The sequence below is a fragment of the Wenzhouxiangella sp. XN201 genome (assembly GCF_011008905.1).
Taxonomy (GTDB): domain Bacteria; phylum Pseudomonadota; class Gammaproteobacteria; order Xanthomonadales; family Wenzhouxiangellaceae; genus Wenzhouxiangella.
In genome coordinates this window covers 1-26,722 of the sequence record NZ_JAAIVI010000022.1, presented here as the reverse complement: position 1 = coordinate 26,722, position 26,722 = coordinate 1, and the positions used below count along the sequence as shown (strand labels likewise).

Below are 26,722 nucleotides of genomic sequence, written 5' to 3'. Positions count from 1 at the left end.
CGCGCCGGCTCAGTCGGACCTGGCGTTCGCTTCGAGACGGATTCGGCGCTGGCCTTCGCCGGCGTGGTCGTCGATGTGGATCAGCCAGTCGGCGGTCGGCAGCCAGCCCTCGCCGCGCTCGGGCCATTCGATCAGCAACAGGGTCCCCTCATCGATGAGATCTTCGAGCCCGAGATAGGCAATCTCCTCGCCGTGGCCGAGTCGGTAGAGATCCAGGTGGTGCACGGCCAGTCCGTCGACTTCGTAGCTTTCGATCAGGCCGTAGCTGGGGCTCTTGACGCGCCCTGCGAAGCCGAGAGCGCGCAGCAGCCCGCGCACCAGGGTGGTCTTGCCCACGCCCAGGTCCCCGGACAAATACACGATGCCGCCGTCGGACAGCCGGGCCGCCAGCTTCTTGCCCAGGGCGAGTGTCTCTGCTTCGGTTGTGGTGTGGAACGCCTCCGGCTCGCTCATGCCGGCAGCACTGCGTAGAGATGGTCAATCAGGTCGCCGGCCAGGATCTGGCGACGGTCGCGGGCAGCAACATCGCCGGCCAGCGCGTGCATGAGCACGCCGCAGCAGGCGGCATCGAAGGCCGACAGGCCCTGGCCCAGGAGCGCGGCAATGATCCCGGTCAGGGCATCACCCATGCCGGCCGAAGCCATGGCCGGGTTGCCGAATGGACAAACCGCCATGGTGCCGCCGGGGCCTGCGACCAGGCTGCCGTGACCCTTGAGCACGACGACGGCATCGAAGTGATCGGCCAGTGCAGCGGCTGCGGCAAAACGGTCGGCCTGGATTTCGTCGATGCTGCAGTCCAGCAGTCGCGCGGCTTCACCGGGGTGCGGGGTGAGCACCCAGCGATCGCGGCGGGTCGGCGCGGCCGCGAGCAGGTTCAGCCCATCGGCATCGATCACCAGCGAGCGGTCCTGTTCGACGGCGCGTCGCCACAGGGCTTTCGACCAGTCGTCCTGGCCCAGCCCCGGACCGAGGGCAATGACATTGCAGCGGCTTGTCAGTGGCTCGAACTCTTCGAGGGTTTCAACGCCATGCGCCATGATCTCGGGCTGGATGGAGACGGCGAGCCCGGCGTGGTCGGCGCGCGTGGCCAGACTCACCAGGCCGGCACCGCTGCGCAGCGCCGCCCGGGCTGCCAATATCGGCGCACCGGCCATGCCGTGATTGCCCCCGGCGACCAGGACGTGACCGAGATTGCCCTTGTGAGTATCGGCCGGACGCGACGGCAACCAGGCGGGGAGCTGGCGTCGATCGAGCAGGGTGGCGCTGACTTCGACCGCTTCATGAATCGCTGCCGGAGTATCCAGGGGGTCAAACACCAGTTCGCCGCACCAGCGCCCGGCCTGGCCGGTATACAGGCCGCGCTTGCGACCGATGAATGTGATGGTGGCGTCGGCCCGGACGCAGGTGCCCAGGGGCATGCCGGTGTCGGCGTTCAGGCCGGACGGTACGTCCACGGCGAAAACCGGCTGCCCAACGTCATTGACGTGTCCGATCAGGCGCGCGTAGTCGTCGCGCACGGGGCGGTCCAGGCCGGTGCCGAGCAGGGCATCGACGATGACGTCGCCGCGCAGGCGTTCGTCCGGGGCTTCGATCGTGCCGCCGACCGCCAGCCAGTCCTCGGCGGCCTGCGCCGCTGTGCCCGACAATTCATCCGGTGCCTTCATCGCGATCAGCTGAACGGCCAGCCCGGCTTGCTGGGCCAGGCGCGCGATGACGTAGCCGTCGCCGCCGTTGTTGCCGCCGCCGCAGCACAGGGTGAGCGCGCGCGCTTCCGGCCAGCGTGCCCGAAGCACTTCGAAGGCGCGGCGGCCGGCGCGGCGCATCAGGTCGTAGCCGTCGATGTCGTGGACCTCGATGGCCTGGCGATCGAGTTCGCGCACGTCTTCGGCACGATACAGCGGCACGGTGGGATAATGTCGGACATGAGTCATGGGCGCGATTATAGGCACAGCCGACCCGATCCTGCCGGGTTGACCGAGCGAATCCGGGGCTGGGGCCGGGAGTTGGGTTTTTCGGCCGTGGGTTTTGCCGATACCGACCTGTCGGACTACGAAACGCGTCTGGATGAATGGCTGGACGAAGGTCTGCACGGCGAGATGGACTGGATGGCCGCGCACGGGCGCAAGCGCACGCGGCCGGCGCTGCTGCACCCCGATACCCGATCGGTGATCGTCACGCGGATGGACTACCTGCCAGAATCGGCCCGTCCGGTTGAAGCGTTGCTCGCCGAGGGCGACAAGGCCGTGGTGTCGCGCTACGCCCTGGGCCGCGACTATCACAAGCTCATCCGCAAGCGGCTGAAGAAGCTGGCCGAGCGGATCGAAGCCGAGATCGGTCCGTTCGGCTACCGTGTCTTCACCGATTCGGCCCCGGTGATGGAAAAGCCGCTGGCCGAAAAAGCCGGCCTCGGCTGGATCGGCAAACACACCATCCTGCTCGATCGGCGGGCCGGCTCATGGTTCTTTCTCGGCGAGATCTTCACCGATCTGGAGCTGCCGCCCGACGAGCCGATCAAGCAACACTGCGGCAGCTGCCGGCGCTGCATCGATGTCTGTCCGACGCAGGCCATCACCGCACCTTTCAAGCTCGATGCGCGCCGCTGCATTTCCTACCTGACCATCGAACTGAAGGGCTCGATTCCTGAGGAACTGCGGCCGTTGATGGGCAACCGCGTGTTCGGCTGCGACGACTGCCAGATGGTCTGCCCCTGGAACCGCTATGCACAGCACACCGGCGAGGCCGACTTCGCACCGCGCAAGGACCTGGACGCCGGCGACCTGGTCGAACTGTTCGGCTGGGACGAAGAAACCTTCTTGGAGCGTACCGAAGGCAATCCCATTCGGCGCACCGGTTACGAGTGCTGGCTTAGAAATCTCGCCGTGGCGCTGGGCAATGCCCCCACTTCAAGCCGCGTGGTAGCAGCTCTTGAATCGCGGCGCGGGCATTCTTCCGAACTGGTGTGCGAACACGTCGCCTGGGCGCTGGCCCGCCATGGCGTGGCCTGAGCTACTGCAGCCGTTCGGTCAGCTTGTCCAGGTAGGCTTGAATGCGCGCGGCGTTGGCGCCGACATCACTGCGGCCTACGCGCGACTTGGAGCGCACGTCGATCACACTGCCGTCGTTGTCGCCGCGGATACGAATGACGACGTCGTCCTTGAAACCGAACCAGAGGGTTGTTGCCGTCGCCTCGATCCGGCCTTCGCTTTCGCTCGCCTCGACAATCTCCCAGCCCTGGGCGCGGGCGGTTTCGAGGGCATCTTCGAACACCAGCGTCGGCCAGCTGTCGACCTCCAGTGTCTGGATGTCCGGGTAGGCCTCGCGCTGCTGCTGTGCCGTTTCCTGCCCGGCGTATTCGGGTGGGTTGGGCGCGTCGGCGCGCAATGGCGCAATGGCCACGAATTCGGGCGGATCGACGGTATCGGTGCTGATGTCGTGGATGGGCGGCACCGAGCGGGCTTTCTGGACCTGCAGGTACGGGATGGCCGCGGTGACCAGACCGATGACGATCGCGGCAATCGGGCCCATCACTCCGGCCCGGCGTTCGCCCGGAATCAGCAGCACGATCACGGCCAGGCCGGCGGCCGCCAGCCCGCCGTAGAGCGCCCAGCGCATCAGGGTGAAACCGAAGCGGAAATCCCACAGTTCGAGGCGTGTGCCGGGTCCGGCGACCAACAGCGCGAGCGCGGCCAGTACGGCCAGGACGAGTACAAACAGACGAAAGAACTGCATGGCGATCTCCGGTCCACAACGGCGGACTTTGTCGGCAACGGCCTGTATCATACCAAGCGCTTCGTCCAGAACGGGGCGGCGGCAAACGACATATCCCACGGGCTACCCGGCAAGCATGGACTGGCTGCATACCGTCATCATCGCCCTGATCCAGGGCCTGACCGAGTTCCTGCCGGTCTCCAGCCAGGCACACCTGGTGCTGTACGCCTGGGCCAGCGGCGGCGACTACCAGGGTCTTGACTTCGATATCGTGCTGCATGCGGGTTCGCTGCTCGCCGTCGTTGCCTATTTCCGGGGCGAGCTGATGGCCATGGGCCGATCCTGGATCGGTTCGCTGTCAGGTCGCGGTACCGACCGGGATTCCAGGCTGGCCTGGTGGGTGTTGATCGGCACGTTGCCGGCGGTGGTCATGGGCCTGCTGCTCAAGGACATCGCCGAGCAGGAGTTTCGCGCCATCTGGATCATGGCCACTTCGCTGATCGTCTTCGGCCTGGTCCTGGGCTGGGCCGACTGGCGCTTTCGCGGGCAGCGCGATGAGTACGAGCTTGGGCTGCGCGACATTCTGATCATCGGTTTCGCCCAGGTTCTGGCCCTGGTGCCCGGTACTTCGCGTTCGGGCATCACCATGACCGCGGCCCTGTTCCTGGGCCTGTCGCGCGAGGCGGCGGCGCGCTTTTCCTTTCTGCTGTCGGTGCCCGTCATCGCCGGCGCCACCGTGCTGGGCCTGTCCGACCTGGCGGCGGCCGAGTCGGCAACGCCCTGGGACCTGCTCGCGCTGGGTTTTGCCGTATCGGCGCTCAGCACCTACGCCTGCATTCACTGGTTCCTGGCCTTCATCCGCCGCATCGGCATGCAGCCTTTCGTGGTCTATCGGCTGGTCCTCGGGCTGCTTCTGCTGGCGTTCTATTTCTGAGTGCGTTTGAGTCTGTAGAGCCAGTCCAGCGCTTCGCGCGGGCTCAGATCGTCGGGGTCGATGTCATCGAGCATTTCCCATAGCGGGTCGGCCGGCGATTCCTCGGCCCGTGCCGGGGCGCTGAACAGCCCCAACTGTGGCGTACTGGCCGCGGCGGCTTCGTTCTCGAGACGGTCGAGATGCTTTCTGGCCTGGGCGATCACCGGCTTGGGCACGCCGGCCAGGCGGGCGACCTGGATGCCGTAGCTCTGGCTGGCCGGTCCTTCACGTACTGAATGAAGAAACACGATCTCGTCGCCGTGTTCTCGTGCGTCGAGATGCACGTTGGCGATACCGGCGTGGTCTTCGGCCAGGCGGGTGAGTTCGAAGTAGTGCGTGGCGAACAGGGTGAGTGCGCGCAGGTTCAGCGCCAGCTCGGTCGCCACCGCCCAGGCCAGGGCCAGGCCGTCGAAGGTCGAAGTGCCGCGGCCGATCTCGTCCATCAGCACCAGCGAGTGCTCGGTGGCGTTGTGCAGGATATTGGCCGTCTCGACCATCTCGACCATGAAGGTTGATCGTCCCCGGGTGAGATCGTCGCCGGCGCCGATGCGCGAGAAGATGCGATCGATGGGGCCGATGCGGGCAGAACTGGCCGGCACAAAGCTTCCCGCGTGAGCCAGGATCGTGATCAGTGCGGCCTGGCGCATGTAGGTGGACTTTCCGCCCATGTTGGGGCCGGTGATCACCAGCATGCGCCGTTCGGGATCGAGCCGGCAGTCGTTGGGCACGAAAGCTTCGTCCTGGACGCGTTCGACCACCGGGTGGCGGCCGTCGACAATTTCCAGGCCCGGCGTGTCGTCGAGTGTGGGCGTACTGAAGCGCAGGGTCTCGGACCGCTCGGCGAAGGTCGCCAGTACGTCGAGCGTGGCCAGGCCGGCAGCGATGATGGCCAGGCGGCCGTGTTCCTTGCTGAGGCGTTCGATGAGTTCTTCGTAGAGCGCTTTTTCTCGGGCCAGGGCGCGTTCGCGCGCCGACAGCACCTTGTCCTCGAAGGCTTTCAGCTCCTCGGTGATGTAGCGCTCGGCGTTTTTGAGCGTCTGGCGGCGGCTGTACTCGGTCGGCACCTTGTCGGCGTGGGTCTTGCCGATCTCGATGTAGTAGCCATGGACGCGGTTGTAGCCGACCTTGAGGGTCTGGATGGCGGTGCGTTCGCGTTCCTGTTCCTCGTAGCGGACCAGGAAGTCGCCGGCGTTTCGGCTGAGGCTTCGCAATTCATCCAGTTCGGCATCGTAGCCTTCGGCGATCACGCCGCCGTCGCGAATGACCATCGGCGGTTGCTCGACAACGGCCGATTCCAGCAGCTCGAAGAGGTCGGGGCAGGGGGCCAGGTCATCGCGCAGTTCGTCGAGCAGCGGGACCGAGATGCGCTCCAGGGCCTCGCCCAGCGCGGGCAGCCGATCGAGGCCTTCGCGCAGGGTGGCCAGGTCGCGCGGTCTTGCAGACTTGAGTGCGATGCGGGTGAGTACGCGCTCGATATCGCCCAGGCCGGACAGCTGCTCGTTGAGATCGGGATGGGTGTGGGTTTCCAGCAGGCCCGTGATGGCTTCGTGACGGGCTCCCAGCGCAGCGCGATCGCGCAGCGGGTGGGTGAGCCAGCGCTTGAGCTTGCGGCTGCCCATGGGTGTGGCCGCGGTGTCCATCAGGCCGACCAGGGTGTGTTCGCTGCGGCCGTCGGGATGGACGTCGATTTCCAGGTGCCGGCGGGTGGCGGCGTCCAGCACCAGGTGCTCGGCCGGTCTCACCGCGCGCATGCCGGCCAGATGCGGCAGTTCGCCGGCGAGCATGTCACGTGCATAGCCGAGCAGGGCACCGGCGGCCCCGACTTCCGGGCCACGGCCCTCGATCCCGAAGCCCGAAAGATCCTGCACGCGAAACTGCCGGCACAATTCGCGCTCGGCTGATTCGGTGTCGAAGGCCCAGGGTGGGTGCTCGCGCACCGCCGCGCCTTCGCGCTTGACCGGCAGGGCGGTATCTTCCGGCAGCAGGATTTCGGCCGGCCGCAGACGCTCTAGCTCGGCGGTCAGCTCGGCCGCTGAAGCCAGCGCGCAGCAGCGCAGGCGCCCGCCGGCCAGGTCCAGCCAGGCCAGGCCGAAGCCGTCCCTGGCCGGCAAAATCGCCGCCAGCAGGCGTTCGGCACGCTCTTCCAGCAGCGATTCGTCGGTGACCGTACCCGGGGTGACGATTCGAACGACCTTGCGTTCGACCGGCCCCTTGGCGGTGTCCGGGTCGCCGATCTGCTCACAGATTGCGACCGATTCGCCCTTCTTGAGCAGCCGGGCCAGGTAGCCGTCGACGCTGTGGTAGGGCACCCCGGCCATCGGAATCGGTTCGCCGGCCGACTTGCCGCGCTGGGTGAGCGTGATATCGAGTAACCCGGCGGCACGCCTCGCGTCGTCATAGAACAGCTCGTAGAAATCGCCCATGCGGAAAAACAGCAGGATGTCCGGATAGTCGGCCTTGATCCGGAGGTATTGCTGCATCAGGGGCGTGTGCTGGGTGCTCGTATCGGCCATCGGATTGCAGGACGTTCTTGAAACCGCAGATTGCGCAGATTAACGCAGATGAGGTTTGTGTCCACAGGTTTCACAGATGAGCACAGCTTCTGGACTATATTGAGGACTACAAACAGACGGGCACAGCACAGCAGGAGTATTGGCAAGCCAAGTCTTGTCGCACGTTGATCCTGCCTGATCTGCGGTTGGAACCAGTTGTGCAAACTGACGATTCTGTTTTGATCAATCTGCGTTAATCTGCGCAATCTGCGGTTTCCCGAACTTCGATTTGATAGATGGCTACCCGACACGACGACGAAGCGCTCGCGATGCTGGCCACCGCCCTGGCAGCGGAGATGAAGATGCTGGGCCGCCGGCTGGTCACGGCCGAGTCCTGTACCGGCGGCTGGATTGCCAAGGTCTGTACCGATCTGCCGGGCTCCTCGGAATGGTTTGAGCGCGGGCTGGTGACCTATTCCAACGAAGCCAAGATCGATCTGCTGGGGGTCAAGCCCGGTGATCTGCACCGCTTTGGCGCCGTAAGCGAGGAAGTGGCGGCCGCCATGGCGCGCGGTGCGGTCGAGAACAGCCGGGCCGACGTGGCTGTCTCGGTTTCCGGTATCGCCGGTCCCGACGGTGGCACGCCCGACAAGCCGGTCGGCACCGTCTGTTTCGGTTGGGCGCTACCGGATGACCGGGTCGAAACCGAGATTCATTACCTCGGGGGCGAACGCGAGGATGTTCGTCGGGTGAGTGTGGCCACCGCCCTGGAAGGCTTGCTGTCGAGATTGACCTAGGAGCACGTGCACGATGTCCGAGGCCGATACCCGGCGTTTGTTCCTTGCGCTCTGGCCCGACGAGCGCATTCGGGCCGAGATCGTGGCGCGCCGCGAGGCACTGGGCACAACGGATGGTCCGCGCAGGGTGCCCGATCACAATCTTCATTTGACACTGCTGTTCCTGGGCGATCAGCCGGCCGATCAGATGGCGGCAATCGAGACGGCCGTCACGGCCGTCGAGGGCAGGCCGTTTGCCTGTGTGCTCGATCGTTTCGGCTGGTTCCCGGGTGCCCGCGTGCTGTGGCTGGGCGGTGAAGCGCCGGCTGCGATGCAGATCCTGTATTCCGGCTTGTTCGAGGCGGTGACCGGGCTCGGCATTCGATTGGATCGCCGGCCCTTGCGACCGCACGTGACCCTGTTCCGCAAGGTCGCTCGCCGCCCCGAACTGCCCCGGCCAGAGCCGTTGACCTGGATGGTCGAGCACTTCGGGTTGGTCGAATCCGTGCCCGGCCGGCCCTACCGGGTGCTGAAGAGCTGGTCTCTGAACTGAAGCGTTTCGCTTAGTCCGGTTCGACGATGTGCAGCGAGGGATTGCGCATCTCCAGCGTGCCGCCGGTACTCATGACGATCGCGATCTGAAGTCGCGACAAGGTTTCCGGCGTGTCGAATTCCAGCGTGTGTCGTTTCCAGTCTGGCAAACTGGCGTCGCCGGGCAGGGGTAAGCGCTCGGAGTGAACGCGCTCGGACCCGAGCAGGGCATGGGCGCCGCGTGCCCCGTCACCCGGCCGGTGCCACATTTTTGCCAACAGCCCGGTCGGCTCGAAAGGCTTTCCCCATTCGGTGGTGTCGAGTTGTCCACGCAGTTCGACGGCAAAGACCAGTCGGCGGCCGGCCAGTTGCTCAATCGAGCCCTCGGGGAGCATCTGCGCGAGAAAGGCCCAGGGTTCGGGACCGACCCGGCGGATGGCGGCCACACCCTGGTCGATGGTCAGCTCGTAGGAATCCGTGCTGGCATGATGGCTGAAGGTCCAGGAACGCCGCTCGCCCTCTGCGGTGCCGAACCCGGGCGAACGAAGCAAGCCCGGATCGTAAGGTTGCGGTCCGCAACCGGCGATCAAGAGCAGGGCCGCGAGCGTGACAAGTAGTCGGGTCGATATTGAAGGGCAGCGAGCGATCACGGCAGGGTCCACGGGTCTGGAAATCGCCATGCTAGCGGGTTTCCGCCCGGCTTTCTCGGGTTTTGAGAATGCACTCAGGCAGCATGGCCCGTGTGATGTAGGACAGCGTCGCACTCCGGTGTAAGAAATGGCCGTGATCCGGGCTGCCGGCCTTGGATCGCGACGGTGCTGTGAGATAATCGGGACCGATCGCGGCACCCCGAAACGAATCGAGAAGAGAGGACATCTATCGTGGACGACAATCGCAAACGAGCACTGGCCGCGGCACTGGGCCAGATCGAAAAGCAGTACGGCAAGGGCGCGATCATGCGCATGGGCGACGACGCCGGGCGCAAGGATGTGCCGGTGGTTTCGACCGGATCGCTGGCGCTGGACCTGGCGCTGGGGATTGGCGGCCTGCCACGCGGCCGGGTTACCGAGATCTACGGACCGGAATCCTCCGGCAAGACCACACTGACCCTGCATGTCATTGCCGAAGCGCAGAAAGCCGGCGGCACGGCGGCCTTCGTCGACGCCGAGCATGCCCTCGACCCGAGCTACGCCGAGGCGCTGGGTGTAAACGTCGACGACCTGCTGGTTTCCCAGCCGGATACCGGCGAACAGGCCCTGGAAATTACCGACATGCTGGTGCGCTCCGGCGCGGTCGACATCGTCGTGGTCGACTCGGTCGCGGCGCTCACGCCCAAGGCCGAGATCGAGGGTGAAATGGGCGATTCCCATGTTGGCTTGCAGGCACGCCTGATGAGTCAGGCACTGCGAAAGCTCACCGCCAATATCAAGCGCACCAATTGCATGGTGATCTTCATCAACCAGATCCGCATGAAGATCGGCGTGATGTTCGGCTCGCCCGAGACCACCACCGGCGGCAACGCGCTCAAGTTTTACTCCTCGGTACGGCTGGATATCCGTCGCATCGGCGCGATCAAGCGCGGCGACGAATCGATCGGCAACCAGACCCGCGTCAAGGTGGTCAAGAACAAGATGGCACCGCCGTTTCGCCAGGCCGAGTTCGAAATTCTCTACGGCGAGGGTATTTCGCGCGAGGGCGAACTAATCGAGCTGGGCGTCGAACACGGCCAGATCAAGAAGTCGGGTGCCTGGTACAGCTACGGCAAGGACCGCATTGGCCAGGGCAAAGACAACGTCCGGCAGTTCCTCAAGGACAACCCGGACACCGCCAACGAGATTGAGCGCCAGGTGCGCGAAAAGTTGATGCCGCGAAAAGCCGATGCCGAAGCGCCGGCAAAAGCCGAGTCCACCAGCGATGATCAGGAGTCGGCTCAACAGAAAGCGGGTTGATGCCTTCGCCGTCGGAGCGTGTGCAGCTTCGCGAGGCCGCCATGCGCCTGCTGGCGCGGCGCGAACACTCGTGCAAGGAGCTCTTGCGCAAGCTCACCGGGCGCGGTTGGCCCAGGGCTGATGCCGAGGCCGTGATTGACGAACTGGCGGCCGAAAACCTGCAGTCCGACGAGCGCTTCGCCGAAAGTTTCGTGCGCCAGCGGGTCGGCAAGGCCTACGGTCCGGTGCGAATCCGGGCCGAGCTGGCCGAACGCGGCATCGGTCGGGGTCTGGCTGCTCGCGCCCTGACCAGCGAGGCGCCCGATTGGCAGGCCGTGGCAGCGCGCTGGTACGAACGTCGCTACGGCAGCGAGCCGCCTTCCGACCTGAAGGAAAAGGCCCGCCGCCAGCAGGCCCTTGCCCGCCGCGGCTTCGCCCATGAGCATATTCGGGAGCTGCTCGATTAATCGCACTCAATGCAATCCAGTGCCGGGTTGGGGCCTTCAACTCGCTCATACGATCCCTCGAAATCGCGAGTTGAAGGCCCCAACCCGGCACTGGATCCCGCCGCGAGCCTCACCGTCGACGCTAGCACTCTTTCTTCGCCGATCAACGTGCACAAAGATTCGTTCGTAGCGGGACGCCGGCGGGGTGTGTTTCATGCGCTCATACGGTTACCCGAAATCGCGCACGAAACACACCCCGCCGGCTTAGTGAATCGTCGACTTGGGTCGCGGGCGCGTTTCCCCTTGCCCCTGCAGGCCTTACTAATGAGGTCGCTAATCAGCAGACATTCAGAGTTTCGGAGACGGCCTCCGGCAAGGCGCGTGAGTGCAGACATAGCCAGACTATTTCAAGCGAGCGGAACGCAGCCGGTGGCCGTCTCCGAATCTCCCGCAGGGCTTGTCTCTCAGCGTCCGTGGACTGCGTTCTCGGCGCTTGATGTAGACTTTGCTACACCGGCGCCCCGACGCCTTGCCACGGATGCTGAGAGACAAGCTGAATGTCTGCTGATTAGCGGCCTCATTAGTACACTATATGTCTGAACTTGCCACCTACGCTTTCCGGATTAGCTGACTTGATGAAAACCACCGCCGACATTCGCCAGGCCTTTCTCGATTTCTTTGCCGAGCGCGACCATCGCATCGTGCCGTCTAGCTCGCTGGTGCCGGCCAGCGATCCGACCCTGCTGTTCACCAACGCCGGCATGGTGCAGTTCAAGGATGTCTTTCTCGGTTCGGACAAGCGCTCCTATTCGCGTGCGACCAGTTCGCAGCGCTGCGTGCGCGCCGGTGGCAAGCACAACGATCTGGAGAATGTCGGCTACACCGCCCGGCATCACACCTTCTTCGAGATGCTCGGCAACTTCAGCTTCGGTGAGTACTTCAAGCGCGAAGCCATTGAATACGCTTGGGAATTCCTGACGGAAACCTGCGGCCTGCCGGCCGAGAAACTATGGGTGACCGTCTATGAGGACGACCAGGAGGCCGCCGACATCTGGCTCAACGAAATCGGCGTTGATCCGGAGCGCTTTTCGCGTATCGGTGACAAGCCAGGCAAGCGCTATGAAAGCGACAACTTCTGGGCGATGGGTGACACCGGCCCCTGCGGGCCCTGTTCGGAGATTTTCTACGACCACGGGCCGGAAGTGCCCGGCGGACCTCCCGGATCGCCGGAGGAAGATGGCGACCGCTATATCGAGGTCTGGAACCTGGTATTCATGCAGTACGACCGTGCTGCCGATGGCAGCATGAGTCCTTTGCCGGCGCCTTCGGTTGATACCGGCATGGGCCTGGAACGCCTGGCCGCGATTCTGCAGGGCGTGCATTCCAATTACGAGATCGACCTGTTCCAGGTGTTGATTGATGCGGCCGCGAAGTTCACCGGAACAAACGACCGCGAGGCTGCTTCGCTCAAGGTGATTGCCGATCACATCCGCGCCTGCGCCTTTCTGATCGTCGACGGTGTACTACCGGCCAACGAAGGTCGCGGCTATGTGCTTCGACGCATCATCCGCCGCGCCATTCGCCACGGCTACAAGCTGGGCTGCAAGGACTTGTTCTTTGCCCGCATGGTGGAGCCGCTGGCGGGTCTCATGGGAGACGCCTACCCGGAACTGCGCGAGATGCAGGCGCACGTCATCGAAGTACTCGAGCGCGAGGAGCGGCGCTTCGGCGAGACCCTCGACCAGGGCATGAAGTTGCTCGAGGGCGTGATCGCCGAGCTCGACGGGCGTGAGATTCCCGGCGACGTGGCCTTCAAGCTCTACGACACCTTTGGCTTTCCGATCGACCTGACCCGCGACATCGCGCGCGAGCGCGATCTGACGGTCGACGAGGCCGGTTTCGAGCAGGCCATGAATGCCCAGCGCGAGCGGGCGAGGGCGGCCGGCAAGTTCGCCGCCGCGGACGGCATTCCGGCCGAATTGATCTCGGAACTGCCAGTCACGCAATTTCTCGGATATGAGCGCCATGCTACTGATTCTGCTGAGGTTGCATCCATCCTCGTCGATGGAAAACCCGTCGACCGGATCGGCGCCGGCCAGCAAGCAGTGCTGGTGCTTGACCAGACGCCTTTCTACGCCGAGTCCGGTGGTCAGGTGGGCGACACCGGTGTGCTCGAAGTCGACGGCAGCCGATTCGAGGTGACGGACACGCGCAAGCTCGCCGGCGCTTTTCACGGCCATGTCGGCCAGTTGGCCTCGGGTGAACTCAAGCTTGGCGACCGGGTGGCCGGACGGATCGACTCGAAGCGCCGCGCCGATATCGTGCGCCATCACTCGGCCACGCATCTGCTGCATTCGGCGCTGCGCGAAGTGCTGGGTGACCACGTCCAGCAGAAGGGTTCGCTGGTCGCGCCTGATCGCCTGCGCTTCGACTTCTCACATCATGCACCCGTCACCGAGGACGAACTGCAGCGGATCGAGCGCCTGGTCAATGATCAGATTCAGGCCAATGCTGCTGCCGAGGAGCGCGAGATGTCCTTCGACCAGGCGCTGGAAGCCGGTGCGCTGGCCTTCTTCGACGAGAAGTACGGCGACGAGGTGCGCGTGATGCGCTTCGGCGATTTCTCGATGGAGTTGTGCGGCGGCACGCACGTTGACCGCGTTGGCGACATCGGCTTGTTCAAGATTGTCTCCGAGACCGGGATTTCTGCGGGTGTGCGCCGGATCGAGGCGGTGGCCGGGCGCGTGGCGGTCGAATGGCTGCAAAGGCTCGATCACGAAGTGCGCGAGGCGGCCGGCCGGCTCAAGGCCAGCCCGGAGCAGCTCGGTGAGCGCATCGAGCAGTTGCTGGGACGCTCGCGCGAACTCGAAAAGGAGCTTGAGCGGCTCAAGGGCAAACTGGCCTCGGCGGCCGGCTCCGACCTGGCCTCGCAGGCGGTCGAGGTCGGTGGCGTCAAGCTGATCGCCACCCAGCTCGACGGCATCGACCCCAACAGCCTGCGCGACACCGTCGATCAGCTCAAGAACAAGATCGGCTCGGGCGTGATCGTGCTCGGCACGGCGGCCGGGGGCGGCGTGCGCCTGGTCGCTGGCGTGACCAAGGACCTGACGGGCAAGGTCAAGGCCGGCGAGCTGGTCAACCATGTGGCCACCCAGGTCGGCGGCAAGGGCGGTGGTCGGCCGGATTTTGCACAGGCGGGGGGGAGCGATGCCAAGGCGCTGCCCGGGGCGCTGGACTCGGTGGCGGACTGGCTGCGGGAGCGACTTTAGAAAGCGTGCTGCCGATGGGTTTCACGCCAAGGCGCTAAGGCGCGAAGATCGCCAAGAGGAAAGAAAATCGAATTGTTCCGGGTCGTGCCGAGCACGGCGAAGTTGAGCCTCCAGGAAAGCGTGGGTGCATTAGTTGCAGTTCCTTTGCGTTCTTGGCGCCTTTGCGCCATGGCGTGAGGCCAAATCGCACTGCGGTTACCGAAAGCGCTGCCTGCGAAATTCTGCCTCGTTCTGTATAATGCGCGCTCCACGGAGAGGTGGCAGAGTGGTTGAATGCGCCGGTCTCGAAAACCGGTAACGGGTTCTCCCCGTTCGAGGGTTCGAACCGAGCGTCAGCGAGCTCACGAGCCAGCCGATAGGCTGGCGAGCCCGGAGGGCAAGCGACCGAAGGTCGCGCAGTAATCCCTCCCTCTCGCGGTCCGCAGGACCGCCCCGGGCTGCAAGTTTCGAAATGGCACCGCGGATTTCGCGGGCCTGACAATACGGAGAGGTGGCAGAGTGGTTGAATGCGCCGGTCTCGAAAACCGGTAACGGGTTCTCCCCGTTCGAGGGTTCGAATCCCTCCCTCTCCGCCATTTTGAGAGTACAGCGTTGTGGCGCGTGAAGAGGAGCTACTGGCGCTTCGGGATTCGAACCCGATCAGAGGGATCGAACCGAGCCGAAGGCGAGCTCGCTGACGCGAAGCGTCAGCCCGAAGGGCAAGCCCGCGGAAGCGGGCGCAGCAATCCCTCCCTCTCCGCCACTCATTACAGCCGTGATCCATGCCCGCAGATGGTATCGCCGGGTCCGAAACGAAGGGAGACGGGCCACCAGGCCTCGAGCACTACATGCCGGACCGTTCACCATGCAACTGACTCAATGCGCCGTGATCGGCGTGGGCTATCTGGGCCGTTTCCACGCCCGCAAGTATGCCGAACTTCCCGGCGCCGAACTGGTGGCTGTGGTCGACATCGACGAGCAGGCTGCCCGCCAGTCGGCCCAGGACTGCGGCTGCCGTGCCGTTACTGATTATCGTGATGTGATCGGCCAGGTGGATGCCGTCTCGATAGCCGTGCCAACCGTGCGGCACTTCGACATCGCCCGCGATTTCCTCGATGCCGGCGTCCACGTCCTGCTGGAAAAACCCATTGCCAGCACACTCGACGAAGCCCGGACATTGACCCGGTTGGCGCGTGAGCGCGGCGTGGTGTTCCAGATCGGTCATCTCGAGCGTTTCAACGCCGCTTTTGCCAATCTCGGCGGTTTCGAACTCAATCCCCTGTTCATCGAATCGCATCGGGTTGCCCCCTTCAAGCCGCGCGGCACCGATGTCAGCGTGGTGCTGGATTTGATGATTCACGACATCGACCTGATTCTCGGTATGGTCAAGAGCCCGGTGCGCTCGCTGGCGGCCAACGGTACGCCGGTACTTTCCGACGATATCGATATCGTCAATGCGCGGCTTGAGTTCGAAAACGGCTGCGTAGCCAATGTCACATCCAGCCGGGTCAGCGTGAAGTCTGAGCGGCGCATGCGTATCTTCCAGCCAGAGGCCTATATCTCGGTCGATTTCCAGAACTGCGGACTGGCCATTCATCGCATCGGCGATCGGGAGATGTTTCCCGGCGTGCCGGAAATCCTGCGCGAGGAATCGTCTTTCGAGAATAACGATCCGCTCAAATGCGAGATCGAGTCCTTCCTGTCGGCCCTGCGCGACGGCACGCCGGTGGTGGTTACCGGCGAGGACGGACTGCTGGCACTCGAAACCGCCATGCGCATCAGCGCCCTGGTCGAATCAGCCCCTTCGACCGGGCATGCCCGCTCGGCATGAATCCGATCCCCATGGTCGACCTGGGTGTTCAGTATGAGCACCTGAAATCTGAATTGGATGCGGCCATCTCCGGCGTCATGGCCGGCACCCGCTACATCCTGGGCCCCGAAGTGCAGGCTCTCGAGAACGAACTGGCCGGGTATCTCGGTGTTTCGCACGCGATCGGCTGTGCTTCCGGTACCGATGCCTTGCACCTGGCCCTGCGGGCCGCCGGAATCGGTCCCGGCGATGAGGTCATCACCACGCCATTCACGTTCATCGCGACGGCCGAGGCCATTCGCTACTGCGGCGCCGAGCCGGTGTTCGTCGATATCGATCCGCGCAGCTTCAACATCGATCCCGAGCGGGTCGAAGCAGCAGTGAATGAACGAACTCGCGCCATTCTGCCGGTCCACCTGTTCGGACAGCCGGCCGACATGACTGCTCTGATGGCACTCGCAGACCGTCACGGCCTGAAGGTGATCGAGGACTGCGCACAGAGCTTCGGCGCCGAGATCGAAGGCCGCCAGACCGGGTCGATCGGGCTGGCCGGCGCGTTCAGCTTTTTCCCCAGCAAGAACCTCGGCGGCTGCGGTGACGGCGGACTGATCGCTACCAGCGACGATGCACTGGCCGAAGAGATTCGCATGCTGCGCAACCATGGCCGCCGTGTCGACGGCTACGAGCATGAAGTGATCGGCTACAACAGCCGCCTCGATGAGCTGCAGGCGGCCATCCTGCGGGTCAAGCTGGGCTACATTGACGACTTCAATCGCGAGCGCAGGCGCGTGGCGGCCGGCTATCGGCGTTGTCTTGAGACTGCGGACTTCGAATTGCCGTACGAAGACCACATCGGTCGCCATGTCTACCACCAGTTCACCCTGCTGGTGCCTGACGGTTTGCGTGAGCACCTGCAAGCCAGTCTGCGCGAAAACGATATCGCCAGCGCCGTCTACTATCCGATCCCCTTGCATCGACAGCCGGCCTTCGCGCAGTGCCGCCAGGCCGGTGACCTGGGCAATAGCGAGGCCGTTGCCGAACGCTGCCTCTCTGTGCCGATCTTCCCGGAAATGACGGAAGAACAGATCGAGCGCGTTTCGGATGGGCTCAAGAGTGTGAAGTGTGAAGTGTGAAGTGGAGAGTTGCGATTTTCTTTACACTTCACACTTGACACTTAACACTGTGGTTTCACTATGACTCCCACCGACTTCGTCCAACTGCTCGGCCGCACCCGGGCATCCGCCATCCTCCGCACCCATGACGCCGATGCCGCGGTTCATGCCATGGAGGCGGCCGTGCGTGGCGGTTTCCGAATCTGCGAGTTCACCCTGACCATTCCCGATGTGTTCGACATCATTCGCGACTTCAGCAAGCGCCATGACGACCTGGTAATCGGTGCCGGTACGGTGCTTGAACCGGACGAGGCCGAGCAAGCGGTGGCGGCCGGTGCGAAGTTCCTGGTCTCGCCGGTTACCGACGAGGCGGTAATCGATGCCGCCAATCGATTGGGTGTGGCGGCCATGCCCGGCACGCACACGCCGACTGAAATGCTGCGTGCCCATCGCGCCGGTGCGCCGTTGCAGAAGCTGTTCCCGGCGCCGGGAATCGGCCCGGATTTCGTCAAGGCCTGCCTGGGTCCAATGCCGTTTCTTAATATCGTGCCGACGCACGGGGTAACGGAAGGCAACGCTACCGACTGGCTGGCGGCCGGGGCGCATGCAATCGGATTCGTGGCCCCGCTGTTCGACCCGCAGCTCGTGGCCGCGGGCGATTTCGAGGCAATCGAGGCGCGTGCCGGGCGATTGCTGGCTGCGGTGAAGGCTGCCTAGCTTTCAGGCAGCTGCTCGAGCGCAGCCACGACCGGCTCGACCGGACGTGCCAGGCCCTCGCTGCGGTGTACCACCCGGCCAGTGGTGTCGAGCAGGCTGATCAGATTGCTGTGGTCGAACGTGCCGTCGCCGTTGTCGCGATAGCGCACGCCCAGCACGGCTGCCAGGGTGCGGATGTCGGCCGGATCCCCGTGCAGGAAATGCCAGCGTTCGGCATCGACTTCGTAGGAATCGGCATAGTCGGCCATGCGTTCGGGCGTGTCGCGGGCCGGATCGAAGCTGACGATGACCACTTGCAGGTCGTCCTGAATTGAAACTGGCGCGGCGCGATCGATGCGTCGCGCGTCGTTGACCAGCACCGGGCAGGCGGTGGTGCACGAGCCGTAGATCATGGTGATGACCGTCGGCCTGCCGGCCAGCTGTTCGAGCCGGAAGGGCTCTCCCTGCTGGGTGCGCCATTCGGCGTCTAGATGGAACAGGGAGTGGTCGTGCGTTACCGCTTCAGCGTGCATCGGCGTGTGATGGGCATGGGCGTCGTGGCCCTCGTGCTCTCCGGCCTGCGGTTCTTTGGCAGTGGCCGCTGTGGCCATCAGGGTGGCAGCCAGGAAGAGGGCGATTTGCGTATTCATGGTCTTGCTCCGGGATCGTATGCACACCGGAAGCCCAGTGTGCTGGTCGTGGTTTCGGGCCGGTAGTTGCTGCGCGACTGGAAGCGCAGGAAGGTGGCGTAATGGGCCTGGTCGAACTCCGGCAGAAAGCGGGCCGTGTCGCCGCAGGAGCCGGTCAGCAGGTCGATGTCGTCGCCGCGGCCGAGCACCAGCTGGAAGTCTTCCACCCACTCGAGTACCAGGCCGTGCAGGTCGTGGATCCCCAGTCCGGGCGCCTTGCCCCGGGCGACCGGCGAGAGCGCGCCCGCGCCGGGATTGGCGTACCAGCTGAACAGCTTGCGGGCGTAGTCATCCGGAGTCACACCCAGCGCCTCGCGTTGGCGTTCGGCGGCGTACTCCCACTGGGTCATGGTCGGAAGCCGACCGCCCAGTTCCCTGCAGTAGGCGCGGGCGGCGTACCAGGACACCCGTGTCACGGGCCGGTCGGGGGCCGCATTGCCTTCGCCCAGGGCGTCGGCTGCGGGCCAGTGCGCCAGGTAACGGTCGTCGCGGAAGATGCCCGGGGCGCGGTCGCGGCGCCATTCGGGATTGGCTGCGACGAATTCGCGGAACTCGGCGTTGGTCACCTGGCGGGCATCGAGCGCGAAGTCGTCGACCCTGCCTGGGCCGCCCGTGTCTTCGCGCACGATCGGCAGCTCCCAGTCGCCGCCGTCGATGAACACGATGTCGGTTTCCTCGGCCAAGGCTGTCATGGACAGACTCAACGCCAGGACAATCAGCATGGTGCGCATGACGGCGGCTCCCTGGTCCGGAAAGTGGATGGCGGCTACTGTTGGCGCGGTCCGGCGATCAGCGTGCCGGCGGCACCGCGCTCGGCGTCGGCGAACTCGTGGTCGACCAGCTTGTAGCTGCCTTCCTCGGGCACGATGAAGTCCATTACCGCACCGTTGCTGGCGCCGAGCAGAACCGTCTGCATGCCGCGCCATTCGTTCTCGACGTTGCCTTCGTACCAGACCCGGTCGAAGATCGCGCCGATGACGTGGAAGCTGGAGGTGTCGCTGGGACCGGCATTGAGCACGTACAGGCGGACCCGCTCACCGGCGTTGGCGCGCAGCGGCTGGTCGTGCAGGGTGTTGATGTGCCCGTTGAAGGTCACGTGGCTGGGATTGCGGGCCATGGCCGCTTCGTGGTCGTAGCGGTAGCCTTCGTTGTACTCGTCCTCGGTCAGGTAGAACTCCGACTGCACCAATACATACTCGCGGTCGACCTGGTCATCGGTGGGAAAACCGTTCTTGGGCGAGACCACGACGGCGCCGTACTGGCCCTGGGCGGTGTGCATCAGCACGCTGGGAGTGCCGCAGTGGTACATGTACACGCCGGGGTAGTTGGCGACCCATTCGAACTCGATGGTCACGCCCGGGGGAATGGTCCGCCACTTGTCGTCGGCGGCCACGGTGCCGCTGTGAAAATCCATCGAATGCGGCATCGCACTGACAGCCGGCTGGTTGTTCTGGATCGGGTTGGCGCGGATCTGGCCGAAGAAGGGACTGCCGCCTGCGACCGGCTCGGTGATCACCACCGGTTCGTCCGAGCGGTTCTTCATGGTGAACACCACGCGGTCGCCTTCGCGCACATGCAGGGTCGGGCCGGGCACGCTGCCGCCGAAGGTCCAGGCATTGTAGAACTTGCCCGGTGCAATCTCGATCTGCTGGGAAATCACGTCCATGCGCACTTCGTGCGTGCGATTGCCGTCGTAGTCGAGTTCGGCCAGGTGGGGCACGGCCGTGAGGTAGTCGCCCACCACCGGCGGGCCGCTGTAGTCTTCGGTGTAGACGCGGGCTTCGGGCAGGCCGAAGATCATGCCGTCGACCATGAATTCGCCGTCGTGGACGAGGCGGTCGTTGGCGGAAACTGAGCCGGCGCCGAAGCTGAGTGCCAGGGCCATGGCGGCGACTGTTGTAGACTTGCTGCGTATCATTTTGCTGCTCCTTTGGCGAGCTGATTTGTACAGTTGAAATACCTAACATGTATTTCGCGTGCATCTTAAAGCTTCACCATGGGCAGCTATTTGAGCGAGGTCAAATTGCCGGTCGATTTTCGATCAGATTTCCATGTTTTCGACGCTGCAGCCGGCGGGGGACTCAGGTGCCCGGAAGGGATGCCGGGGCGTCGTCACACAGGGGCAGGTCCGGTCGCCGCTCGCGCTCGGGTAACTGCCGCCGGATATCGTGCAAGGCAGTGCGCAGCCCCTCTTCCAGCACCGGGTGGTAGAAGGGGAGTTGCAGCGCCTCGATCACGTGCATCTCCTGCTGGATCAGCCAGGCCAGTTCATGGGCCAGGTGCTCGGCGCCGGCGCAGGCCATTTCGGCGCCGATTAGCTGACCGTTCTCCTCGGCATGGATCTGCATCAGGCCGTGTTGGTAGCCCTTGATGATCGCCCGGCCCTGGCGCGAGAAATCGCTTTGCCCGGTGATGGCCCCATCCGGCAGATCACCGCTTCGCCGGCCGGCCCATGCAACCTGCGGTTCGGTAAAGACGATCGCCATTGGCGTGCGTCGGCCGAGACAGTCGGCATCGGGATGCAGGGCGTGCCAGGCTGCCAGTCGGCCTTCGTCGGCGGCTTCGTGCATGAGCGGACGAATACCGTTGATATCGCCGGCGAACCAGACGGGTGCATCGCCGGCCCGCAGGCTGACCGGATCGATCTCGGGCAGGCCGTTTTCGTTGAGAGCCACGCCCAGTGCTTCGAGCCCGAGATCGTCGATGACCGGTCGGCGGCCGATGGCGGCGACGACCGCATCCACTTCGATTTGCTCATCGCCGACCTGTATGGCCACGCCGTCGTCGAGCCTGACCGGTTCGGCGTTCTCGCCCAGGTGCAGATGCAGCGAATCGGACAAGGCCTGCCCGATCACCTCGTTGACGGCGTCGCTGGCTGTTCCGGCCAAGCGGTGGTCACGTCCGAACAGGTGGACTTCGCAGCCGAGCATCGCCAGGGCCTGGCCGAGCTCGCAGCCGATCGCACCGGCACCGATCACGCCGACGCGTCGGGGGAGATCGGCCATCTCGAAAATGGAATCGCTGGTCAGCAGCTGCTCGCCCAGGTCGGGCCAGTTTCCGGGGACCAGGGGCTTGGTGCCGATGGCTGCGACGATGCCGTCAGCGCTGTGGGTTTCACCATTGACCTCGATGCAATCGGGCCCCGTGAAACGCGCCCGCCCATTGATATAGCGCTCGCCCATGCGGTCGACCGCCTTGAGCGGGCCGGCGGTGAAACGATCGCGCAGTTCACGCACACGCGTCATCACGGCCGCGCCGTCAACCTCAGCGGCTTGTCCGGTCAGCAAGCCATTCTCATGCAGCCGACGTGCCTGGTGTATTTCCTTGGCGATCTGCAGCAGGGCCTTGGAGGGCATACAGCCGACCCGTGCACAGGTCGTACCCAGCGGACCGGGGTCGATCATGACAATTTCGTCGGTGAAGTCGCCGGCCTGTTTCCAGGCGCTGAGGCCGGCGGTGCCGGCCCCGAGAATAATCAGTCGATGATGCGGCATGTCGAGCCCTCGAAATGCAGGTCGTGCGATCAGCTTACCGCGTTACTAATGATGCCAGGTGAGGCTGGCCATCACCCAGCGGCCCGGTTCGGCCAGCAGCGGCAGGGTCGGATCGTCCGGGGTGCGGCCGATGACGTTGCCGCTACGCCAGTATTGCCGGTCGGTCAGGTTGAAAAGGCCCAGGCCGATTTCGAGGTCGGGGCGCGGGAACCAGCGTGTCAGCCAGTCGACGGTGAGATAGCCGGGTGCCGAAAACAGCGCCTCGTCTTGCTCGTCTAGGAGCTCGCGCTGGCCTCGTACGGCGGTTGCGACCAGACGCGTCTCGAGCGTGGCCGAAGCCGACAGCCAGGACAGCTCGCCGATCGCTGCCGGCGGCGAGATTCCGGGCAGGTTGCGGCCGGTGTCGCGATCCTGTCCGCGCGACCACTCGCCGGACAGTTCCGCCGTGAAGCCGCCGCCTAAATGCTGCTGCAGCCTGAGTTCGCCGCCCTCGATGCGTACACGGTCGCGATTGATCGACTGGAACAGGAGGAATCCGCTGGCCGGGTCGAAGCCCAGCGGCGCACGGGTCTGGATGAAGTTGCGGTAGTCATTGCGATACAGCGTGACTTCGGCCCGGGACGCCGTACCACGCCAGCGCAGGCCAGCTTCCACGGTGCGACCTTTCTCGGGTTCGAGGTCCGGATTGGCAATGGCCTTTACCCGGAACTGCGGCAACTCCAGCCCGATATTGACATCGCCGAACGGCGGGGCCCGAAGGCCGCGCGCATATTGCGCGAAGAATTCCGTCGAATCGCCCATCGGCCAGACCAGTCCCAGCTTGGGGAGCCAGCTGCTGTTGCTCAGCTCAGTCGTGTCCGCATCGGGGAAGGATGCTTCGAACAGAGGATCGTCGAGCAGCGACAGGTCATAGAATTCATAGCGAATGCCCGGGCTGAGCGTGGGCCCGCCCGGCCAGAGCCGGATTTCGTCGTGCAGGTAAATGCCGAGCTCGTCCACACGAGTGCTCGGGAAATCGCGCAGCGGCAGAGTTTCGCCGATGATGGTCTTGGTGGTTTCGCCGGTGGTGAGGTTGGTCTGCAATCCGTCTCGCTTTTCCCGGACTTCCGAACGGCTGAATTCGAAGCCGTAACCCAGCCGGTGCGCTAGACCCAGCGCCCGGAACCCGGACTCCAGGTCGGTGCCCAGTCCCGTCGTTTCCTGCTGGAACTCGAAGCGCCGGAAAACCTCGACCGGCGTGGGCGCACTGGGTCGCCGATCGTCGGTTTCCTGGACCACGTCGGTCAACTGGTGCCACAGCCGCCAGTGGCCGCGGCTGACCGGACCGAACGCGGCCAGGTCCTGATCGAGCAGTACTCGCCACTGGTGCCGGCGGTCGTTACCGAGCAGTTTCTCGGTGAATGCGAGCCGGCCGCTGCCGATCATGGCGCGAATATCGGCGTCCCGGGTTTCCCGCATACCATCGAGAGTCAGCCGGACCCGTCCCAGCCCGGTTTCCAGGCCGCTTCGGAGAAGGATTGCATGATGGTCACGTTCGAGCCTGTCCAGCGGTGTCGCTTCGGGACGATCGGCCACTTCGGTTTCCGAGCCGTGCTGCGCGGCGCCGGCAATCAGAAAATCGAAATCGCCCTTGCGGAATGCCCGGGCAGCCATCAGACGCGCCCGGTCGCTGTCGGTGGCGGCGCGTAGGCCGACACGTGTGCCGTGCCGACCGCTGTCGATAATGTCGTCGGCGTCCAGGGTCGAGATCGCGACCACGCCGCCCAGCGCTTTCGAGCCGTACAGCGTCGAGGCCGGGCCGCGCAGGATTTCCACGCGCTGGGTCAGACCCAGTTCGAGTAACCCGCGCCCGGTATCGGCAAAGCTGCCAACGCTGAACTGGTCGGCCACTGGCACGTTATCGATCACGACAGCGGCGCGGTTGCCGCCGATGCCGCGAATGCGGAAGCCGTTGAAGCCAAACCGCGTTCCGCCGCCGTCGATTGCGACTCCGGGTTCGTAGCGCACCAGGTCGGCGGCGTCTACCACCATATCGCGAGCCAGGCGTTCCTCGTCGATGACCGTGACGGTACCCGCCACCTCGGAAACCTGCCTGGGCTGGCGGTGGGCGACAACCGTGATGCGATCGATCTCGCGGTCACTTTCCTGCTCATCGCCCTCATCGACAGCTTGGGCGCCGAGCGTGGAAGACAACATCATGGTGAGGCAAATCAGGCTGTTTCTATACATGTATTGGGGGCTCAATGAAGAGCGCCCCGGAATTCCGGGGCGCTGTTAAGCTTTAGAGTTGAACTTCCGCGCCCGATCAGTAGATCTCGTTGCGGGTGTTGTAATTGTTGAACTTGCCGGTGGGCGTGATGATTTTCTCGCCCTTGATCACGTGCTTGAGTTCACGCGTCTTGTCGTCGACGATGACGATGGCCGATTCCTCTTCCATCCCCGACCAGACCGAGAACCAGACTTCGTCTCCGGCCTTGTTGTACTCGGGCTGGACGACGCGCTTCGGTCCGGGACCGAGATCGGCCCATTCGGCGATCGGCAGGACTTCATAGCCGGCATCCAGGTCGTTGATGTCGAACACCGCGATGGTCTGGGCTTTTTCCTCGTCCGGGTGTAGCGGGGTGTCGACCCACAGGTTGGTCGATTCCGGGTGCGTCTTGACGAACAGCGATCCGCCGCCCTGGCCCTGGAGGACTTGCACGGCCTTGAAGGCCTGGTCCGGGTGATTGTCCGGATCGGTACCGATCAGGGTGACGTCGGCATTGCCCAGCGCACTGGTGACCCACACCGGTCCGTACTCGGGATGAACGAAGTTGGCGCCGCGGCCCGGATGCGGAATGCGCTCGACATCGACCAGGGCTTCCAGTTCACGATCCTTGGCGTCGACCACTGCAATCTTGTCGGACTCGTTGGCTGCGGTCAGGAAGTAGCGTCCGCTGGCGTCCCAGCCACCATCGTGCAGGAAGGGTGCTGCACCGATCGTGGTGACCTGCAGGCTGTCGATGTTCTCGTAGTTGACCAGCAGGATCTGGCCAGTTTCCTTGACGTTGACGATGAACTCCGGGTGCTGGTGCGAACCGACGATGGCGGCCACGCGCGGCTCCGGATGATATTCCTGCGTATCGACGGTCATACCGCGGGTCGACACGATTTTCTTCGGCTCGAGCGTCTGGCCATCCATCAGCACGTAGTGCGGAGGCCAGTAGGCCCCGGCGATGGCGATCTTGTCTTCGTAACCCTTGTAACGGGAGTTCTCGACCGAGCGGGCTTCCATGCCGATCTTGATTTCGGCAACCACCTGCGGCGGATCCATGTAGAGGTCGATCAGGTCAACCTTGGCGTCGCGTCCAATGGTGGCGAAGTAGCGGCCCGAGCTCGAGGCGCGCGAGATGTGCACGGCGTAGCCGGTCGGTACGTAGCTGACCACTTCCTTGCTGTCACCGTCGATGATGGCCACTTCCCCGGCATCTCGCAGGGTCACTGCGAAGAAATTGTCGACGTCGTAGTCGTGCTGGGGTGACTCCGGCCGGTCTTCCGGCGCCACGTGGACGGTCCAGGAATCCATCATCTCCGGCATGCCCCATTCCGGCGGCTGCGGCGGATCGTGTTGCAGGAAGCGCGCCAGCATGTCGATTTCCGCGTCGGTGAGCTCGCCCGACGTGCCCCAGTTGGGCATGCCTGCCGGCGAGCCGAAGTTGATCAGCGCCTTGAGGTAATCGGTGCCCTTTTCCTGGGTGATGTCGGTGGTCAGCGGCTTGCCGGTCGCGCCCTTCCTGAGTACGCCGTGACAGCCGGCGCAGCGTTCGAAGTAGATCTGTTGCGAGCGCTCGAACTCGACCTCGGTCATGCTCGGCGCGCCGGGGGAGACCACCTGCTTGCCGCCCTCAACGGGCGAGGGTGCGCCGCGGTAAGCCATTTCACCTTCGGAAGCCCCGGGATGGCGTTCGCCCTCGGCCCGGTCGGTCAGTCCGAGTTCGGCCCGCTTGTCGGCGACCTGATCGGTGCTGATGGTGGCCTCGTCGTTGCCCCAGGAGTTCATCACGAAGGTGACGACATTGGCGACATCCTGGTCGCTGAGGTAGCTCATCGGCGGCATCACGCCGTCGTAGGTCACGCCGCCGACATCGATCTTGCCCGAGCGCCCGGAAAGTACGTTCTCGATGACCATGTCGGCATTGCCTTCGAGATTCGGGTTGCCGGCCAGCGGCGGAAAGGCGCCCGGCAGACCGGAGCCATCGGCCTGATGGCAGGCCTGGCAGTGCGTCTTGTAGGCCTTTTCACCGGCTTCCATGTCGCCCGCTGCGGCCTTGGCAACCTCGGCGGAATGCACTTCGGTGTCCTTTTGCGCGGACGATGATTGCGAGGTATCGGCTCCGCACGCCGTGGTCACTGCCAGGGACAGGCCTATCGCCCCGAGCCAGTGAATGGTGTATAGCGGTCTTTTCATGGTGTCTGCCCTCCAGTTGGGTTTATTGGCGCTTGGCCTGACGGCATATTAGGTGCGCCAAAAATACACCTATTGAGCCAGATCAAAAACGCAGCTTCTTGCGCATTGCTGCTGATCGGTAACCCAAGCCCCCTATCACCATACTGCCACAATAGCGATTCTCGCGAACCAGACTTGACACATCGAAGCCCGTTCCCGATAATGCCCGGCTTCACAAAGCGCCCGTAGCTCAGCTGGATAGAGTACCTGGCTACGAACCAGGCGGTCGGAGGTTCGAATCCTTCCGGGCGCGCCAAACAGAGAAGAGGCCCTGTCCCCGGACGGGGCTTTTTCGTATCCGGAGTTCCGATTCGAACCTCCGACCAATAGACA

General features: G+C 64.4%; 21 protein-coding genes and 3 tRNA genes. 13 read left to right on the top strand and 11 right to left on the bottom strand.

Annotated features, from left to right (window positions below):
• Positions 1-9: 9 nt before the first annotated feature.
• Both tsaE and G4Y73_RS12940 read right to left on the bottom strand, forming a co-directional pair.
• Positions 10-453 carry a tRNA (adenosine(37)-N6)-threonylcarbamoyltransferase complex ATPase subunit type 1 TsaE gene (gene tsaE, locus G4Y73_RS12945; protein ID WP_164232230.1) on the bottom strand — a complete coding sequence of 148 codons (444 nt, stop codon included), beginning with the start codon at positions 451-453 and terminating at the stop codon, positions 10-12.
• Positions 450-1,931, bottom strand: coding sequence for an NAD(P)H-hydrate dehydratase (locus tag G4Y73_RS12940; RefSeq protein WP_164232229.1), 1,482 nt, complete (start codon positions 1,929-1,931; stop codon positions 450-452). The genes tsaE and G4Y73_RS12940 overlap by 4 nt, the downstream gene beginning before the upstream one ends.
• On the opposite strand from G4Y73_RS12940, the gene queG reads away from it, so the two are divergent.
• Positions 1,923-3,005, top strand: coding sequence for a tRNA epoxyqueuosine(34) reductase QueG (gene queG, locus G4Y73_RS12935; protein ID WP_164232227.1), 1,083 nt, complete (start codon positions 1,923-1,925; stop codon positions 3,003-3,005). The two genes, G4Y73_RS12940 and queG, sit on opposite strands and share 9 nt — an antisense overlap.
• A gap of 1 nt (position 3,006) precedes the next feature.
• Here queG and G4Y73_RS12930 read toward each other — a convergent pair whose 3' ends face one another.
• Positions 3,007-3,729 (bottom strand): DUF1499 domain-containing protein, encoded by a 723-nt coding sequence (locus G4Y73_RS12930; protein WP_164232226.1) that lies wholly within the window; start codon positions 3,727-3,729, stop codon positions 3,007-3,009.
• Between the two features lie 115 nt (positions 3,730-3,844).
• Between G4Y73_RS12930 and G4Y73_RS12925 the strand changes: the two genes are divergently transcribed.
• Complete coding sequence (locus G4Y73_RS12925; protein WP_164232224.1) at positions 3,845-4,642, top strand: undecaprenyl-diphosphate phosphatase; 798 nt, start codon at positions 3,845-3,847, stop codon at positions 4,640-4,642.
• On the opposite strand, the gene mutS is transcribed toward G4Y73_RS12925, so the two are convergent.
• The gene (gene mutS, locus G4Y73_RS12920; protein ID WP_164232222.1) at positions 4,633-7,194 is read right to left on the bottom strand and encodes a DNA mismatch repair protein MutS; all 2,562 of its coding nucleotides are present in this window, start codon (positions 7,192-7,194) and stop codon (positions 4,633-4,635) included. The two genes, G4Y73_RS12925 and mutS, sit on opposite strands and share 10 nt — an antisense overlap.
• Positions 7,195-7,469: 275 nt before the next feature.
• On the opposite strand from mutS, the gene G4Y73_RS12915 reads away from it, so the two are divergent.
• Positions 7,470-7,970 (top strand): CinA family protein, encoded by a 501-nt coding sequence (locus G4Y73_RS12915; protein WP_164232220.1) that lies wholly within the window; start codon positions 7,470-7,472, stop codon positions 7,968-7,970.
• Positions 7,971-7,983: 13 nt separating this feature from the next.
• A complete protein-coding gene (gene thpR, locus G4Y73_RS12910) occupies positions 7,984-8,502 on the top strand; it encodes an RNA 2',3'-cyclic phosphodiesterase (protein ID WP_164232218.1) in 519 nt (172 codons plus the stop codon).
• Between the two features lie 10 nt (positions 8,503-8,512).
• Here thpR and G4Y73_RS12905 read toward each other — a convergent pair whose 3' ends face one another.
• Positions 8,513-9,160, bottom strand: coding sequence for a hypothetical protein (locus tag G4Y73_RS12905; RefSeq protein WP_164232216.1), 648 nt, complete (start codon positions 9,158-9,160; stop codon positions 8,513-8,515).
• A 201-nt stretch (positions 9,161-9,361) separates the two neighbouring features.
• Between G4Y73_RS12905 and recA the strand changes: the two genes are divergently transcribed.
• The 8 genes from recA to G4Y73_RS12865 all read left to right on the top strand — a co-directional run bounded on the left by recA (position 9,362) and on the right by G4Y73_RS12865 (position 17,741).
• Entirely contained in the window at positions 9,362-10,429 is a 1,068-nt protein-coding gene (gene recA / locus G4Y73_RS12900; RefSeq protein WP_164232214.1) for a recombinase RecA, read from the top strand.
• A complete protein-coding gene (locus G4Y73_RS12895; protein ID WP_164232212.1) occupies positions 10,429-10,875 on the top strand; it encodes a regulatory protein RecX in 447 nt (148 codons plus the stop codon). The genes recA and G4Y73_RS12895 overlap by 1 nt, the downstream gene beginning before the upstream one ends.
• Before the next feature lie 614 nt (positions 10,876-11,489).
• A complete protein-coding gene (alaS, locus tag G4Y73_RS12890) occupies positions 11,490-14,123 on the top strand; it encodes an alanine--tRNA ligase (RefSeq protein WP_164232210.1) in 2,634 nt (877 codons plus the stop codon).
• A gap of 259 nt (positions 14,124-14,382) precedes the next feature.
• Positions 14,383-14,462, top strand: a tRNA-Ser gene (locus tag G4Y73_RS12885).
• Between the two features lie 145 nt (positions 14,463-14,607).
• Positions 14,608-14,698: transfer RNA gene (locus G4Y73_RS12880), tRNA-Ser, on the top strand.
• A 269-nt stretch (positions 14,699-14,967) separates the two neighbouring features.
• On the top strand, positions 14,968-15,933 hold the full coding sequence (locus G4Y73_RS12875) for a Gfo/Idh/MocA family oxidoreductase (RefSeq protein ID WP_164232208.1): 966 nt from the start codon (positions 14,968-14,970) through the stop codon (positions 15,931-15,933).
• Positions 15,930-17,045 carry a DegT/DnrJ/EryC1/StrS family aminotransferase gene (locus G4Y73_RS12870; RefSeq protein ID WP_164232206.1) on the top strand — a complete coding sequence of 372 codons (1,116 nt, stop codon included), beginning with the start codon at positions 15,930-15,932 and terminating at the stop codon, positions 17,043-17,045. Before G4Y73_RS12875 ends, G4Y73_RS12870 begins: the two co-directional genes overlap by 4 nt.
• Positions 17,046-17,105: 60 nt before the next feature.
• The gene (locus G4Y73_RS12865; protein WP_164232204.1) at positions 17,106-17,741 is read left to right on the top strand and encodes a bifunctional 4-hydroxy-2-oxoglutarate aldolase/2-dehydro-3-deoxy-phosphogluconate aldolase; all 636 of its coding nucleotides are present in this window, start codon (positions 17,106-17,108) and stop codon (positions 17,739-17,741) included.
• Here the strand turns inward: G4Y73_RS12865 and G4Y73_RS12860 are convergent.
• The 6 genes from G4Y73_RS12860 to G4Y73_RS12835 all read right to left on the bottom strand — a co-directional run bounded on the left by G4Y73_RS12860 (position 17,738) and on the right by G4Y73_RS12835 (position 26,350).
• Positions 17,738-18,370, bottom strand: a complete 633-nt coding sequence (locus tag G4Y73_RS12860; RefSeq protein ID WP_164232203.1) for an SCO family protein — start codon at positions 18,368-18,370, stop codon at positions 17,738-17,740. The two genes, G4Y73_RS12865 and G4Y73_RS12860, sit on opposite strands and share 4 nt — an antisense overlap.
• Positions 18,367-19,140 (bottom strand): formylglycine-generating enzyme family protein, encoded by a 774-nt coding sequence (locus G4Y73_RS12855; protein WP_164232201.1) that lies wholly within the window; start codon positions 19,138-19,140, stop codon positions 18,367-18,369. Before G4Y73_RS12855 ends, G4Y73_RS12860 begins: the two co-directional genes overlap by 4 nt.
• Positions 19,141-19,175: 35 nt before the next feature.
• A complete protein-coding gene (locus G4Y73_RS12850; RefSeq protein WP_205596647.1) occupies positions 19,176-20,327 on the bottom strand; it encodes a multicopper oxidase domain-containing protein in 1,152 nt (383 codons plus the stop codon).
• Between the two features lie 163 nt (positions 20,328-20,490).
• Positions 20,491-21,903, bottom strand: a complete 1,413-nt coding sequence (locus G4Y73_RS12845; protein ID WP_164232200.1) for a dihydrolipoyl dehydrogenase — start codon at positions 21,901-21,903, stop codon at positions 20,491-20,493.
• A gap of 45 nt (positions 21,904-21,948) precedes the next feature.
• The gene (locus G4Y73_RS12840; RefSeq protein WP_164232198.1) at positions 21,949-24,102 is read right to left on the bottom strand and encodes a TonB-dependent receptor; all 2,154 of its coding nucleotides are present in this window, start codon (positions 24,100-24,102) and stop codon (positions 21,949-21,951) included.
• A 106-nt stretch (positions 24,103-24,208) separates the two neighbouring features.
• A complete protein-coding gene (locus G4Y73_RS12835; protein ID WP_164232197.1) occupies positions 24,209-26,350 on the bottom strand; it encodes a cytochrome D1 domain-containing protein in 2,142 nt (713 codons plus the stop codon).
• A gap of 218 nt (positions 26,351-26,568) precedes the next feature.
• Here G4Y73_RS12835 and G4Y73_RS12830 point away from each other — a divergent pair.
• Positions 26,569-26,645: transfer RNA gene (locus tag G4Y73_RS12830), tRNA-Arg, on the top strand.
• Positions 26,646-26,722: the final 77 nt, after the last annotated feature.